The following is a 14,495-nucleotide window of genomic DNA, read 5'->3' on the forward strand; positions in this document are numbered from 1 at the left end:
TCAGTCCTTCTTCTCTACGGCATGCCCGCCGAACTGGTTGCGCAGCGCGGCGATCATCTTCATCTGGGGGGAGTCGTCCTGCCGGGAGGCGAACCGGGCGAACAGGGACGCGGTGATCGCCGGGAGCGGCACCGCGTTGTCGATGGCGGCCTCGACCGTCCAGCGGCCCTCGCCGGAGTCCTCCGCGTACCCGCGCAGCTTCTCCAGGTGCTCGTCCTCGTCCAGCGCGTTGACCGCGAGGTCGAGGAGCCAGGAGCGGATGACGGTCCCCTCCTGCCAGGAGCGGAACACCTCCCGGACGTTCTCCACCGAGTGGACCTTCTCCAGCAGCTCCCAGCCCTCGGCGTACGCCTGCATCATCGCGTACTCGATGCCGTTGTGGACCATCTTCGAGAAGTGCCCGGCGCCGACCCGGCCGGCGTGCACGTAGCCGTAGGGGCCCTCCGGCTTGAGCGCCTCGAAGATCGGCTTCAGGCGGTCCACGTTCTCCTTGTCGCCGCCCACCATCAGCGCGTAGCCGTTCTGCAGGCCCCACACGCCGCCGGAGACGCCCGCGTCGACGAAGCCGATGCCCTTGATGCCGAGTTCGGCGGCGTGCTTCTCGTCGTCCGTCCAGCGGGAGTTGCCGCCGTCGACCACCGTGTCGCCCGGGGACAGCAGGTCCTTGAGCTCGTCGACGACGGTCTGGGTGGCGGTACCGGCCGGGACCATCACCCAGAGGGTGCGCGGCGCGTCGAGCCGCCCGACCAGTTCTTCGAGGCTCTTGACGTCGGAGACCTCGGGGTTGCGGTCGTAGCCGATGACGGTGTGGCCGGCGCGGCGGATCCGCTCGCGCATGTTGCCGCCCATCTTGCCGAGACCGATGAGACCGAGCTGCATGTCGTTCACTTCCTGAGATTGCGGTAGGCGGCGACGAGGGCCGTCGTGGACGGGTCGAGACCGGGCACCTCGGCGCCCATGGTCAGGGCGGGCTCGATGCGCCTGGCGAGGACCTTGCCCAGCTCGACGCCCCACTGGTCGAAGGAGTCGATGTTCCACACCGCGCCCTGGACGAACACCTTGTGCTCGTAGAGCGCGATCAGCTGGCCGAGGACCGACGGGGTCAGGTCGGCGGCGAGGATCGTGGTCGTGGGGTGGTTGCCGCGGAAGGTGCGGTGCGGCACCTGCTCCTCGGGCACGCCCTCCGCACGGACCTCCTCGGCGGTCTTGCCGAAGGCGAGCGCCTGGGTCTGGGCGAAGAAGTTGGCCATCAGCAGATCGTGCTGGCCCCCCAGCACGTCGCTCAGCTCGGCGACCGGCCGGGCGAAGCCGATGAAGTCCGCCGGGATGAGCTTGGTGCCCTGGTGGATCAACTGGTAGTAGGCGTGCTGCCCGTTGGTGCCGGGCGTGCCCCACACGACCTGGCCGGTCTGCCACTCGACCGGCCGGCCCTGGCGGTCCACCGACTTGCCGTTGGACTCCATGTCCAGCTGCTGGAGATAGGCCGTGAACCTGGAGAGGTAGTGGCTGTAGGGCAGGACCGCGTGCGACTGGGCGTCGTGGAAGTTGTTGTACCAGATGCCCAGCAGGCCGAGGACGAGCGGCGCGTTGGACTCGGCGGGCGCGGTGCGGAAGTGCTCGTCGATCAGGTGGAAGCCGTCGAGCATCTCCCGGAACCGGTCCGGGCCGATGGCGATCATCAGGGACAGGCCGATCGCGGAGTCGTACGAGTAGCGTCCGCCGACCCAGTCCCAGAACTCGAACATGTTCTCCGGGTCGATGCCGAACCCGGTGACCTTCTCGGCGTTGGTCGACAGGGCCACGAAGTGCCGGGCGACGGCCTTCTCGTCACCGAGTTCGGCCAGCAGCCAGGAGCGGGCCGAGGTGGCGTTGGTGATCGTCTCGATCGTGGTGAAGGTCTTGGACGCGACGATGAACAGCGTCTCGGCCGGGTCGAGGTCGCGGGTCGCCTCGTGCAGGTCGGCGCCGTCCACGTTCGACACGAACCGGAACGTCAGCTCCCGTGCCGTGTAGGCGCGCAGGGCCTCGTACGCCATCGCCGGGCCGAGGTCGGAGCCGCCGATGCCGATGTTGACGACATTGCGGATCCGCTTGCCGGTGTGGCCGGTCCACTCGCCCGAGCGGACCCGGTCGGCGAAGCCGGCCATCTTGTCCAGCACGGCGTGCACGGCAGGGACGACGTTCTCGCCGTCGACCTCGATCACCGCGTCCCGCGGGGCGCGCAGTGCGGTGTGCAGCACGGCCCGGTTCTCGGTGATGTTGATCTTCTCGCCGCGGAACATGGCGTCCCGGAGGCCGAAGACGTCCGTCGCGGCGGCCAGTTCGCGCAGCAGCCGCAGCGTCTCGTCGGTGATCAGGTGCTTGCTGTAGTCGATGTGCAGATCGCCGGCCCGCAGGACGTACCGCTCGGCGCGGCCGGGGTCGGTCGCGAACAGCTCGCGCAGGTGCGGCTGCCCCTCGGCGCGGTGGTCGGCGAGGGCCGTCCACTCGGGGCGGCCGGTGGGTTCGATGGTGTCTGACGGTGCGTCGGCCATGTCAGGCGTTCTCCTTGACGGCCTCGCCCCTGAGGGCGATGGCGTACATCTCGTCGGCGTCGAGGCGGCGCAGCTCCTCGGCGATCAGTTCGGAGGTCGAGCGGACCTTCAGGGCGAGGGTGCGCGGCGGCTGGCCCGGCAGGGTCAGCGTGGCGAGCGGACCCTCGGGACGGTCGATGACGATCTCGCCGTTGCCGGTGCCCAGGCGCACCGCGGTCACCACCGGGCCCGCGGTGACCACACGGTCCACCGGGACACCGAGGCGGGCTTCCAGCCAGCGCGACAGCAGCTCGGCGCTGGGGTTGTCCTGCTCGGCCTCGACGGCCGCCGACGTCACCTTGGTGCGGGCCTGGTCCAGGGCGGCGGCCAGCATGGACCGCCACAGCGTGAGCCGGGTCCAGGCGAGGTCGGTGTCGCCGGGAGCGTAGTTGCGCGCCCGGGTCTCCAGGACCTCCATCGGCCGTTCGACCGCGTACAGGTCGGTGATCCGGCGCTGGGCGAGTGCGCCCAGCGGGTCCTTCGACGGGGTGTCGGGCGCGTCCACCGGCCACCACACGACCACCGGGGCGTCCGGCAGCAGCAGCGGCAGGACCACCGAGTCGGCGTGGTCGGAGACCTCGCCGTAGGTCCGCAGCACGACCGTCTCGCCGGTGCCGGCCTCCGAGCCGACCCGGACCTCGGCGTCCAGGCGCGAGGTGGTGCGGTCGCGCAGGGTGCGGGCGTGCCGCTTGATGACCACCAGGGTCCGCGAGGGGTGCTCGTGCGAGGCCTCCTCGGCCGCCCGGATCGAGTCGTAGGCGTTCTCCTCGTCCGTGACGATGACCATCGTCAGCACCATGCCCACGGCCGGGGTGCCGATGGCGCGGCGGCCCTGCACCAGCGCCTTGTTGATCTTGCTTGCCGTGGTGTCGGTCAGGTCGATCTTCATGGCCTGCGCCAGCTCCGTCCGTCTCGTGCGAGCATCTCGTCTGCCTCCTGGGGACCCCACGTTCCCGACGCGTACTGGGCCGGCGTGCCGTGCTCGGCCCAGTACTCCTCGATCGGGTCGAGGATCTTCCAGGACTCTTCCACTTCCTGGTGACGGGGGAACAAATTGGCGTCGCCGAGCAGCACGTCCAGGATGAGCCGCTCGTACGCCTCCGGGCTCGACTCGGTGAAGGACTCGCCGTAGGCGAAGTCCATGGACACGTCCCGGATCTCCATCGACGTGCCCGGCACCTTGGAACCGAACCGCACGGTCATGCCCTCGTCCGGCTGGACGCGGATGACGATCGCGTTCTGGCCCAGTTCCTCCGTGGCCGTGGAGTCGAACGGGGAGTGCGGGGCCCGCTTGAAGACCACCGCGATCTCCGTGACCCGGCGGCCCAGCCGCTTGCCGGTGCGCAGATAGAAGGGGACGCCCGCCCAGCGGCGGTTCTCGATGCCCAGCTTGACCGCCGCGTAGGTGTCGGTCTTCGACTTCGGGTCGATGCCCTCCTCCTGGAGATAACCGACGACCTTCTCGCCGCCCTGCCAGCCGGCCGCGTACTGCCCCCGCACGGTGTGCTCGCCCAGCTCCTCCGGCAGCCGCACCGACTTGAGCACCTTCAGCTTCTCGGTGAGCAGCGCCTCCGCGTCGAACGCGATCGGCTCCTCCATGGCGGTGAGCGCCATCAGCTGCAACAGGTGGTTCTGGATGACGTCACGGGCCGACCCGATGCCGTCGTAGTAGCCGGCCCGGCCGCCGATGCCGATGTCCTCGGCCATGGTGATCTGCACGTGGTCGACGTAACTGCGGTTCCAGATCGGCTCGTACATCTGGTTCGCGAAGCGCAGCGCCAGGATGTTCTGGACCGTCTCCTTGCCGAGATAGTGGTCGATGCGGAACACCTGCTCCGGCTCGAACACGTCGTGCACGACCGCGTTCAGGTCCTGCGCCGACCTCAGGTCGTGGCCGAACGGCTTCTCGATGACCGCGCGCCGCCAGGAACCCTGCGGGGGGCTGGCCAGGCCGTGCTTCTTGAGCTGCTGCACGACCTTGGGGAAGAACTTCGGCGGCACGGAGAGGTAGAAGGCGAAGTTGCCGCCGGTGCCGCGGGAGGCGTCCAGCTCGTCGACGGCGTCCTTGAGCTGTTTGAAGGCGGTGTCGTCGTCGAAGTCGCCCGGGATGAACCGCATGCCCTCGGCGAGCTGCTGCCACACCTCCTCACGGAACGGGGTCCGGGAGTGCTCGCGCACCGCGTTGTGGACGACCTCGGCGAAGTCCTGGTCCTCCCAGTCCCGGCGGGCGAAGCCGACCAGCGAGAAGCCCGGCGGCAGCAGGCCGCGGTTGGCCAGGTCGTAGACCGCAGGCATCAGCTTCTTGCGGGACAGGTCGCCGGTCACACCGAAGATGACCAGACCGGACGGGCCCGCGATACGGGGCAGCCGGCGGTCGCGGGTGTCCCGCAGCGGGTTCGCCCAGTCGGCGGCCGGGGCGACGGGGACCCGCACCTCCTGCTCGGCGGGCGTCCCGGGTTCCGGGGCCTTCGTCGTCATCACGCGTCAACTCCCTTGCTGTCCAAAGCCTTGGTGACAGCGTCCAGCAGGTCCTGCCACGCCGTCTCGAACTTGGCGACGCCTTCGTCCTCCAGCTGCTGGACGACCTCGTCGTAGGAGATGCCGAGCCGCTCCACGGCGGCGAGGTCCGCGCGGGCCCCGGCGTAGCCGCCGGTCACCGTGTCGCCGGTGATCACGCCGTGGTCGGCGGTGGCCTTCAAGGTGGCCTCCGGCATGGTGTTGACGGTGCCGGGCGCGACCAGCTCGTCCACGTACAGCGTGTCCTTGTAGGCGGGATCCTTCACACCGGTGGAGGCCCACAGCGGGCGCTGCCCGTTCGCCCCGTCACCGGCGAGCGCCTGCCAGCGCGCGGACGGCTGTGTCGCACCGTCGGCGGAGCCGAACACCTCCTCGTACGCCTCGTAGGCGAGCCGCGCGTTGGCGAGGGCCGCCCGGCCCTTGAGCGCGAGGGCCTCGTCGGTGCCGAGGACGGTGAGCCGCTTGTCGATCTCGGTGTCCACGCGGGAGACGAAGAAGGACGCCACCGAGTGAATACGGGACAGGTCCAGTCCCCGCTCGCGGGCCTTCTCCAGGCCGGCCAGATAGGCGGCCATGACCTCGCGGTAGCGCTCCAGCGAGAAGATCAGCGTCACGTTGACGCTGATGCCGAGGCCGATGACCTCGGTGATCGCCGGGAGACCCGCCCGGGTCGCCGGAATCTTGATCATCACGTTGGGGCGGTTCACCAGCCAGGCCAGCTGCCTGGCCTCGGCGACGGTCGCCACGGTGGCGTGGGCCAGGCGGGGGTCGACCTCGATGGAGACGCGGCCGTCGCGGCCGTCCGAGGCCGTGTACACGGAATGCAGGATGTCGGCGGCCGCGCGCACGTCGGCGGTCGTCATCATCCGCACCGCCTCGTCCACGGTCACACCGCGCACGGCCAGGTCCGCGAGCTGCTCCTCGTACCCCTCGCCGGAGCCGATGGCGGCCTGGAAGATCGACGGGTTGGTGGTGACGCCGACCACGCCACCGCTCTCCACCAGCTCGGCCAGGCCGCCCGAGGTGATCCGCTTGCGCGACAGGTCGTCCAGCCAGATCGAGACGCCTTCGTCGGCGAGGCGCTCCAGGGCTGCCGGGGTCGCGAGTGCTTCGGTCACAGTGCTCATCTTTCTGGTTGCGTCGGTATCAGGCGCGCGCGGCGGCCAGCGATTCGCGGGCAGCGGCGGCGACGTTCTCGGGGGTGAAGCCGAATGCGGTGAACAGGGTCTCGGCGTCGGCGGAGGCACCGAAGTGTTCGAGGGACACGATCCGACCAGCGTCGCCCACGAACCGGTGCCAGGTCAGACCGATTCCGGCCTCGACGGCGAGCCGGGCCTTCACGGACGGCGGCAGGACACGCTCGCGGTAGGCCCGCGGCTGCTGCTCGAACCACTCCACGGACGGCATCGACACCACACGCGTGCCGATGCCCTCGGCCTCCAGCTGCTCCCGTGCGGCGACGGCCGTCTGCACCTCGGAACCGGTCGCGATGATGATCACCTCCGGGGTCTGGGTGGAGGATTCGCGCAGCACGTAGCCGCCCTTGGCCGCGTCCGGGTCGGGCGCGTACGTCGGCACGCCCTGGCGGGTGAGCGCGAGCCCGTGCGGGGCCGGATCAGTGGTGTGCCTCTTCAGGATCTCGGCCCAGACGATCGCGGTCTCGTTGGCGTCCGCCGGGCGGACGACGTTCAGGCCGGGGATCGCGCGGAGCGAGGCCAGGTGCTCGACCGGCTGGTGGGTGGGTCCGTCCTCGCCGAGGCCGATGGAGTCGTGCGTCCACACGTACGTCACCGGCAGCTGCATCAGCGCCGACATCCGCACCGCGTTGCGCATGTAGTCGGAGAACACCAGGAAGGTGCCGCCGTAGACACGGGTGTTCCCGTGCAGGGCGATGCCGTTCATCTCGGCGGCCATCGAGAACTCGCGGATTCCGAAGTGGACCGTACGGCCGTACGGGTCGGCTCCGGGCAGCGGGTTGCCCTCGGGAAGGAAGGAGCGGTTCTTGTCGATGGTGGTGTTGTTCGACCCGGCGAGGTCGGCGGAGCCGCCCCACAGCTCCGGCAGGACCGGGCCGAGGGCCTGCAGCACCTTGCCGGAGGCGGCACGGGTGGCGACCGCCCTGCCCTCCTCGAACACCGGCAGGGCGTCCTCCCAGCCCTCGGGCAGCTCGCCCCTGGCGACCCGGTCGAAGAGGGCGGCCCGCTCCGGGCCGGCCGCGCGCCACTCGGCGATCCGCTTGTCCCAGGCCGCGTGCGCCTCGGCACCGCGCTCCAGCGCCCGCCGGGTGTGCGCGAGGACCTCGTCCGTCACCTCGAAGGACTGCCCGGGGTCGAAGCCGAGGACGCGCTTGGTGGCGGCGATCTCGTCCGCGCCGAGCGCGGAGCCGTGGGAGGCCTCGGTGTTCTGCGCGTTCGGGGCCGGCCAGGCGATGATCGTGCGCATCGCGATGATCGAGGGTCGGCCGGTCTCGGCCCGTGCGGCCCGCAGCGCCGCGTACAGCGCGGGCACGTCGACGTCGCCGTCGGCGGTGGGCTCGATGCGCCCGGTGTGCCAGCCGTAGGCCTCGTAGCGCTTCAGCACGTCCTCGGAGAAGGCGGTCGCGGTGTCGCCCTCGATGGAGATGTGGTTGTCGTCGTAGAGGAGGACCAGATTGCCGAGCCGCTGGTGGCCCGCGAGCGAGGACGCCTCGGCGGAGACGCCCTCCTCCAGGTCACCGTCGGAGACGATCGCCCAGACGGTGTGGTCGAAGGGGGAGGTGCCCTCGGGGGCCTCCGGGTCGAACAGGCCGCGCTCGAAGCGGGCCGCCATGGCCATGCCGACGGCGTTGGCGACGCCCTGGCCGAGCGGACCGGTGGTGGTCTCGACCCCGGCGGTGTGCCCGTACTCGGGGTGACCGGGCGTCTTGGAACCGTGGGTCCGGAACGCCTTCAGGTCGTCCAGCTCCAGCTCGTACCCGGCGAGGAAGAGCTGTGTGTAGAGGGTCAGCGAGGTGTGGCCGGGGGACAGCACGAAGCGGTCACGGCCGGTCCACTCCGGGTCGGCCGGATCATGTCGCATCACCTTCTGAAAGATCGTGTACGCGGCAGGGGCCAGGCTCATCGCGGTGCCCGGGTGGCCGTTGCCGGCCTTCTGCACGGCATCGGCCGCGAGAAGACGGGCGGTGTCCACGGCACGCCGGTCGAGGTCGGTCCACTCGAAGCCGTCGGAGGTCTGCGTGCTCATCTTCAAGAAGTCCTCGTTGAATGCGTGATTGCTGACCGGACGCGTTCAAACTTAAAAGTCAGACTTTTTTGGTGGAAGGTCGGGGTGTGTCAGCCTGTGGTGAATCTGGGACAGCGATCGCGGGACAGGGACGGCACGGAACGAACATGGCGGACAGAACACCCCAAGTCGCCGGCACCGGGGCAGGCGACCGCGCGGACGGCGGCACCCTGGCCGGCGGCCGCGTGGCCGGGGAGCACATGGACCGCGACGCCCGGGAGAGCGACGGCCCGGACCAGGACGGCCTGGAGGGAGACGGCCCGGGCGGCGGCGCACTGGACCGGGACGGCCTGGACGGCGACGGGATCAGGACCTTCCCCTTCCCCAGCGAGCTGGCCGTCGGCGGCGTCGGCATGCAGATCGGCCCCATGGGGACCGACCGCACCTGGCACGCAGACGCCCCGCTGCACCGCGTCCACCGCATCGACTTCCACGTCGTCATGCTCTTCACCGGCGGCCCCGTACGGCACATGATCGACTTCGCCGAGTACGAGGCCTCGGCCGGCGACCTGCTGTGGATCCGCCCCGGGCAGGTCCACCGGTTCTCCCGGACGAGCGAGTACCGCGGAACCGTCCTCACCATGCAGCCCGGATTCCTGCCCCGCGCCACCGTCGAGGCCACCGGCCTCTACCGCTACGACCTGCCGCCGCTGCTGCACCCCGCACCGGCCCAGCTCGACGCGCTCCAGGCGTCCCTGGACCAACTGCGCCGCGAGTACGAGGACACCGCCACCCTCCCGCTGAGCCTGCACACCGCGGTGCTGCGGCACTCACTGACCGCGTTCCTGCTGCGCCTCGCCCACCTCGCGGCCCGTTCGGAGGAGGCCTCCCGGCAGCGGGCGGACACCACCTTCACCCGCTTCCGGGACGCGGTGGAGAAGGGCTTCGCCGCCCACCACAGCGTCAGCGCGTACGCCGACGCGCTCGGTTACTCCCGCCGCACCCTCGTCCGCGCCGTCCGCGCGGCCACCGGGCAGACGCCCAAGGGGTTCATCGACAGACGGGTGATCCTGGAGGCCAAGCGGCTGCTCGCCCACACGGACATGCCGACCGGCCGCGTCGGGGCGGCCGTGGGCTTCCCCGACGCGGCGAACTTCTCCAAGTTCTTCCATCTGCACACCGGCCAGACACCGGTGGCGTTCCGGGCGGAGCTGCGTTAGCGGCGGACCGATCGCCGGTGCGCCGTCCGGCCGGGTCGTGCCGCCGTCCCTGCCCGGCGGGGTGGCCTGCGGGTCACCTGCGCCAGAACAGGTGGTGCGTCACGCCGCTCGGGCTGGGAACGACCTCCAGGTGGAACCGGTCGAGCAGTTCGTCGGGGGACTCCCACAGGCGCAGTCCGGACCCGAGCTTCACCGGGGAGACCACCACATGCAGGGTGTCGACGAGGCCGGCGTCGAGGAACTGCCGGATGGTGGTGACCCCGCCGCCGAGCCGGACGTCCTTGCCCTGCGCCGCCTCCCGCGCCTGGGCGAGGACCGTGGCCGGGTCGCCGGCGACGAAGTGGAACGTGGTGTCGGAGAGCGTGAAGGAGGGGCGCCGGTGGTGGGTCAGGACGAACACCGGGGTGTGGAACGGCGGCTCGTCCCCCCACCAGCCGCGCCACTCGTCGTCGGTCCAGGGCCCGCGCTGGGGCCCGAACTTGTTGCGGCCCATGATCTCGGCGCCGATGTTGCGTGCGAAGTCCCGGGTGAAGTAGTCGTCCAGGCCCCGGCTCCCTCCGGGGTCGGTGCGCATGGGCCAGCTCGCCGTGGCGCCGGCCCAGGAGAACAGCCTCCCCGGATCGACGTGACCGAACGGCCTTTCGAGGCTCTGGTCCTCGCCGGCACCGATTCCGTCGCTCGAGACAGTGAAGTTCTGGACTCTCAGCAGCTGAGTCACGTTTCCTCCTGCGTGGTCGGTAACGGTGACGAGACTCTCCGGGGCGGGAGAACTCATCGCCGGTCCGGAGAGTCCCGTCCGCTCCGGGGCGGCCAACGGCACAAGGGTGCCCCGCGGTCGGCCGCGGGGCACCCCCGACACCCTTGTCAGTGACCGAAGTCGAACCAGTTCACGTTCACGAAGTCGGCCGGCTGGCCGCTGGTGAACGTCAGATACACATCGTGCGTGCCGGTCACCGGGCCGATGTTCGCGGGGACGGTCCGCCAGCTCTGCCAGCCCCCGGTGCCGGCCAGCGCGAAACTGCCGATCGGTGCGCTGCCGCGGCTGTCCAGGCGCACCTCGACGAGCCCGCTCACCCCGGACGCGGCCCCGCTCGCCACCCGGGCGTAGAACTGGGTGGCCGGCCGGGAGCCGAAGTCGACTCCTTTGTAGAGGGCCCAGTCGCCGCCCGCGAGGTACCCGATGTCCTGGCCACCGCCGTCGTCCGTGGTGGACTCGGTGCCGACGCCGGACTGGCTGTCGTAGGACTCGGCCTGGATGGCGCTGTAGGCGTTCCGGTTGCCCGGAGGCGGGGGAGTGGTGCCGCCCCCGTCGCCCGACGACCGCAGCACCTGCACATAGTCCACGGCCATCGGGTGGCCGGGCTCGGTACCGCTGTCGGGACCGCCGCCGAACGCCGCCGGGAAGCCGCCGCCCATCGCCACGTTCAGGATGACGAAGAAGCCGTGGCCGGTGGCGTTGGCCCAGGTCGTCGCGTCGACCTGGTCGGCCCTCACGGTGTGGAAGTCGACGCCGTCGAGGGAGAAGCGGATCTCCTCGGGGCTGGTCGAGCGGTCCCACTCCACGGCGTAGGTGTGGAAGCCGGCCTGGCAGCTCGTGCCGGAGCAGGGTGTGTTGCCGCCGATGCCGGTCGTCTCGTTGCAGGGCCCGCCCGGGCTGGTGCCGCAGTGCATCGTGGCCCAGTCGGTGTTCAGGCCCTGGACGTTCTCCATGATGTCCAGCTCGCCGACGCCGGGCCAGTTCCAGTAGTTGCCGCGGAACGGCGCGCCCAGCATCCAGAACGCGGGCCAGTAGCCTTTGGCGGCGGCGCCGGTGACGTTCGGCATCTGGATCCGGGCCTGCACCCGCAGCTTGCCGCCCGCCGGCGGCTGGAAGTCGGTACGGGTGGTCTCGATGCGCCCGGAGGTCCAGTTGCCGGATGCGTCGCGGCGCGGGGTGATGAGCAGGTTCCCGTTGCCGTCGAGCGCGACGTTGCCGGTGCTGGAGGTCATCGTCTCGACCTCGCCGGTGCCCCAGTTGCCCGCGCCGCCCGGGTACGACGTGCCGGTGTCGTACTGCCAGTCGGAGGTGTTGACGCCGGATCCGGCCGGTCCGTCGAAGTCGTCCAGGAAGACCTGGGTCCAGCCGGACGGGGGCGTGGGGGCGGAGGCGTTCGCGGGCGCGGGGGCGGCCGTCGCGACCGCTGCGGCCAGGCCGAGCGTGGCGAGCGCGGCGACGAGTGCGCGACCAAGGGCACGGGGTCTGGGTATGCCGGAGGTTTCGGTCATGGGGGAGGGCCTCTCGGGAACGGGGAGAGCGCGGGAGTCCCGTGAGAGCGCTCCCACGGCGGGCGTGAGAGCGCTCTCACGGTGCCGTCAATGTGCTCCCCGCCCCTGGGGCCGTCAAGAGTCAAAGCGGAGAAAGTCCTTTGGTCGCACGGGAGTTCATCCCCTGAAGACGTCCTCGTCGGCGTGGAACTCGTCGTCGTCCATGGACGGGGCCGGGCCGGCCACCGGTCAGGAGGACGGCGACGGCGGTCGGGGCGACGGTGACGGCGGTCAGGAGGACGGCGAAAGCGGTCGGGACGACGGTGACGGCGGTCAGGAGGAGGGTGACGGCGGTCAGGACGACGGTGACGGCGGTCAGGAGGAGGGTGACGGCGGTCAGGACGACGGTGACGGCGGCCTGGGGCCGGTGCCCGTCTTCGCCCTGCCGAGTGCGGCGAGCACGAAGGTGACGCTGATGAGCAGGGCCCAGGCGCCGAACTTGTCGACGTCGACGGGCTGCCAGCCGTGGAGCTGGTACGGGTAGCGCCACGCGCCCAGGTAGGTGGCCAGGTTCTCGGCCAGCCACAGGAAGAACCCGATCAGGACGAAGGACAGCGCGAGCGGCATGCGCCGCCGTACGCCGCGCACCGTGTAGTGCACCCAGGTGCCCGCGGTCACGGCCAGGAGGAGGGCCGCCAGGGGCCGGCGGACGTCGGGCAGCCAGTGGTGGCTGAAGAAGTTGACGTAGACGGCGGTGGCCACCAGTGCCGTCGCCCGCGGCCGGTAACGGGTCAGGCGCAGGTCGAACAGGTGCCAGGCGCGGCAGACGTAGCTGCCCACGGCCGCGTACAGGAAGCCTCCGTACAGGGGGACGCCCGCGAACTTCAGGACGGCGGGTTCCGGGTAGCTCCACGAGCCGAGCGAGACCTTCACCAGCTCGAAGGCGAGCCCGGTGACGTGGCAGGCGGCGATGACGGCGACATCCCGTCCGCTCTCCCAGCCGCGATGCCAGAACAGCAGCGTGAGGAGCACGCCGTAGCCGACGAGCAGGTCGTAGCGGGCCACCGGCAGGGGCGGCAGCAGGGCCGATGCCGCCACCCCGGACAGCAGGGCGATGGCGAAGGCGCAGGCCCGGGTCTGTGTCCAGGTGAAATCGAGCAGCTGGCCGACGGGAGAGGCCGGTGGGCCGGCCGGATTCGTGGTGAGCATGGTGACCAGGAGGACGACGCCAAAACCTTTTCCGGTTGCCCGGCCAAGCTAGTCACCGGCACACAGGCTTGTCCCTCCGGTTCGTCGTCCTTTAACTATCAGCGCTTACCTACGGCTCCGTAACCTCTCGGCCTGCCCTGCTTCACGTAGCTCTTCACCCCACAGAAGGGACGCTCTGAAGTGGTGATTCCCCACAGGTCGAGGAAACCGCATCCGAGGAGAGCCGCACTCCTCGCCGCCGCAGCTCTGCTCGGTGGACTGCTCACCGTGCCGGCGGTGACCGCGGCGGCCGGGACGCCGCAGGCGTGCTCCGCCGCGGACGCCGACATCTACCGCCCTTCGGACCACGCCACCGCCGCACCGGGCGACGTCGTCGCCTGCCGCCGGGTCGACTCGCTGCCCATGGTGGTCGGCGGCCCCCCGCTGAACGCCTGGAAGGTGCAGTACGGCTCCACCGACGGGCAGGGCCGGCGCGTCCTGGCCGCCGGCACCGTCGTCGTGCCGCAGAAACCGTGGACCGGGCCGGGCGAGCGGCCGCTGGTCGCGTTCGTGCCGGGCACTCTCGGCATCGGGCCGCAGTGCGCGTTCTCCAAACAGCTTGCGGGCCAGTACCAGGACGCCTACGAGGGCCCGAACATCGCCTCGCTGCTCAACGCCGGTTACGCCGTCGCCGCGACGGACGGCCAGGGCTACCTGGACGGCGAGGTCCACCCCTACGCCTCCGGGCCCGAGGCCGGTCACGCCGCCCTCGACATGGCCCGCGCGGCCTCCCGGGTGCCCGGCACCGGCGTGAGTCCCGAGGCACGGGTCGGGATCTGGGGCTACTCGGAGGGCGGCTCCGGCAGCCTGTGGGCGGCCCAGCTCGCCCGCTCCTACGCCCCCGAGCTCACGGTCGTCGGTGCGGCCTCGGGCGGGATCCCCGCCGACCTTGAGCAGGTGGCGAGCAACCTCGACGGGCAGTTCTTCGCCGGGTTCCTGGTGGACGCGTTCATCGGTCTGTCCGTCACGCACCCGCAACTGCCGTTCGACGACCTCCTCGACGACACCGGCCGCAAGGCCGTCAAGGACGCCGAGTCGCTGTGCGCGCTCGGCACCGTCGGCCGTTTCCCGCTCACGCGGATCGAGCAGCTGACCAAGGACGGGCTGACGCTCGACCAGATCTACGCCCTGCCCGGCCCGGACGGCACCACCTGGGGCGACGCGGTCGAAGCCAACAGGCTCGGCGCCGGGGTGGGCACCCCCGGGTCCGGCGCCCGCTACGAGATCGGCTTCCCGGTGTACCAGTACCGCGGGATGCTGGACGAGGTGATCCCCGCCGGCACCGCGCATGCCACCCGCCGCGCCTACTGCGGGGCCGGCATCAGCACCCGCTGGACCCCGTACGTGGGCGATCACCTCACCGCTGACGCCCAGGCGGTCGGTGACGTGGTGAAGTGGCTCGGCGACCGGTTCGACGGCAAGGCGGACGCCGGGAACTGCTGATCGGGCGGCCGGTGCAGAGGGACGGCGGCGGGAAGCCCGCCGCCGTCCT

Annotated in this window: 11 protein-coding genes; 2 read left to right on the forward strand and 9 right to left on the reverse strand. The window is 70.9% G+C overall.

Annotation, left to right across the window (positions count from 1 at the left end; genetic code table 11):
- Genes gnd through tkt form a run of 6 tightly spaced genes read right to left on the reverse strand, consistent with a single transcriptional unit; the run spans position 1 to position 8,312 of the window.
- Entirely contained in the window at positions 1–879 is an 879-nt protein-coding gene (gnd, locus tag ACFZCP_RS16855) for a phosphogluconate dehydrogenase (NAD(+)-dependent, decarboxylating) (RefSeq protein ID WP_391427946.1), read from the reverse strand.
- A 5-nt stretch (positions 880–884) separates the two neighbouring features.
- Positions 885–2,534: a glucose-6-phosphate isomerase gene (pgi, locus tag ACFZCP_RS16860; RefSeq protein ID WP_391427770.1), complete on the reverse strand. Its 1,650-nt coding sequence runs from the start codon at positions 2,532–2,534 to the stop codon at positions 885–887.
- Position 2,535: 1 nt separating this feature from the next.
- On the reverse strand, positions 2,536–3,462 hold the full coding sequence (gene opcA, locus ACFZCP_RS16865) for a glucose-6-phosphate dehydrogenase assembly protein OpcA (RefSeq protein WP_362682689.1): 927 nt from the start codon (positions 3,460–3,462) through the stop codon (positions 2,536–2,538).
- Positions 3,459–5,051, reverse strand: coding sequence for a glucose-6-phosphate dehydrogenase (zwf, locus tag ACFZCP_RS16870; RefSeq protein ID WP_391427771.1), 1,593 nt, complete (start codon positions 5,049–5,051; stop codon positions 3,459–3,461). The genes opcA and zwf overlap by 4 nt, the downstream gene beginning before the upstream one ends.
- Complete coding sequence (gene tal / locus ACFZCP_RS16875; protein ID WP_391427772.1) at positions 5,051–6,217, reverse strand: transaldolase; 1,167 nt, start codon at positions 6,215–6,217, stop codon at positions 5,051–5,053. The genes zwf and tal overlap by 1 nt, the downstream gene beginning before the upstream one ends.
- Positions 6,218–6,236: 19 nt before the next feature.
- A complete protein-coding gene (gene tkt / locus ACFZCP_RS16880) occupies positions 6,237–8,312 on the reverse strand; it encodes a transketolase (protein WP_391427773.1) in 2,076 nt (691 codons plus the stop codon).
- A 239-nt stretch (positions 8,313–8,551) separates the two neighbouring features.
- Here tkt and ACFZCP_RS16885 point away from each other — a divergent pair, with 239 nt between their 5' ends.
- Positions 8,552–9,511 (forward strand): helix-turn-helix domain-containing protein, encoded by a 960-nt coding sequence (locus ACFZCP_RS16885; RefSeq protein WP_391427947.1) that lies wholly within the window; start codon positions 8,552–8,554, stop codon positions 9,509–9,511.
- A gap of 73 nt (positions 9,512–9,584) precedes the next feature.
- On the opposite strand, the gene ACFZCP_RS16890 is transcribed toward ACFZCP_RS16885, so the two are convergent.
- The 3 genes from ACFZCP_RS16890 to ACFZCP_RS16900 all read right to left on the reverse strand — a co-directional run bounded on the left by ACFZCP_RS16890 (position 9,585) and on the right by ACFZCP_RS16900 (position 12,964).
- On the reverse strand, positions 9,585–10,229 hold the full coding sequence (locus ACFZCP_RS16890; protein WP_391427774.1) for a dihydrofolate reductase family protein: 645 nt from the start codon (positions 10,227–10,229) through the stop codon (positions 9,585–9,587).
- A 146-nt stretch (positions 10,230–10,375) separates the two neighbouring features.
- A complete protein-coding gene (locus ACFZCP_RS16895; protein ID WP_391427775.1) occupies positions 10,376–11,776 on the reverse strand; it encodes a carbohydrate-binding protein in 1,401 nt (466 codons plus the stop codon).
- 375 nt (positions 11,777–12,151) lie between these two features.
- Positions 12,152–12,964, reverse strand: a complete 813-nt coding sequence (locus ACFZCP_RS16900; RefSeq protein WP_391427776.1) for a DUF817 family protein — start codon at positions 12,962–12,964, stop codon at positions 12,152–12,154.
- A gap of 180 nt (positions 12,965–13,144) precedes the next feature.
- Here ACFZCP_RS16900 and ACFZCP_RS16905 point away from each other — a divergent pair, with 180 nt between their 5' ends.
- Positions 13,145–14,446, forward strand: coding sequence for a lipase family protein (locus tag ACFZCP_RS16905; RefSeq protein WP_391427777.1), 1,302 nt, complete (start codon positions 13,145–13,147; stop codon positions 14,444–14,446).
- Positions 14,447–14,495: the final 49 nt, after the last annotated feature.

Source organism: Streptomyces sp. NPDC007971 (genome assembly GCF_042958635.1).
Classification (GTDB): domain Bacteria; phylum Actinomycetota; class Actinomycetes; order Streptomycetales; family Streptomycetaceae; genus Streptomyces.

What these genes read in the sequence shown, in the direction of transcription:
- gnd (WP_391427946.1), bottom strand. Translation starts at nt 879, where the DNA reads ATGCAGCTCGGTCTCATCGGTCTCGGCAAGATGGGCGGCAACATGCGC.
- pgi (WP_391427770.1), bottom strand. Translation starts at nt 2,534, where the DNA reads ATGGCCGACGCACCGTCAGACACCATCGAACCCACCGGCCGCCCCGAG.
- opcA (WP_362682689.1), bottom strand. Translation starts at nt 3,462, where the DNA reads ATGAAGATCGACCTGACCGACACCACGGCAAGCAAGATCAACAAGGCG.
- zwf (WP_391427771.1), bottom strand. Translation starts at nt 5,051, where the DNA reads ATGACGACGAAGGCCCCGGAACCCGGGACGCCCGCCGAGCAGGAGGTG.
- tal (WP_391427772.1), bottom strand. Translation starts at nt 6,217, where the DNA reads ATGAGCACTGTGACCGAAGCACTCGCGACCCCGGCAGCCCTGGAGCGC.
- tkt (WP_391427773.1), bottom strand. Translation starts at nt 8,312, where the DNA reads ATGAGCACGCAGACCTCCGACGGCTTCGAGTGGACCGACCTCGACCGG.
- ACFZCP_RS16885 (WP_391427947.1), top strand. Translation starts at nt 8,552, where the DNA reads ATGGACCGCGACGCCCGGGAGAGCGACGGCCCGGACCAGGACGGCCTG.
- ACFZCP_RS16895 (WP_391427775.1), bottom strand. Translation starts at nt 11,776, where the DNA reads ATGACCGAAACCTCCGGCATACCCAGACCCCGTGCCCTTGGTCGCGCA.
- ACFZCP_RS16900 (WP_391427776.1), bottom strand. Translation starts at nt 12,964, where the DNA reads ATGCTCACCACGAATCCGGCCGGCCCACCGGCCTCTCCCGTCGGCCAG.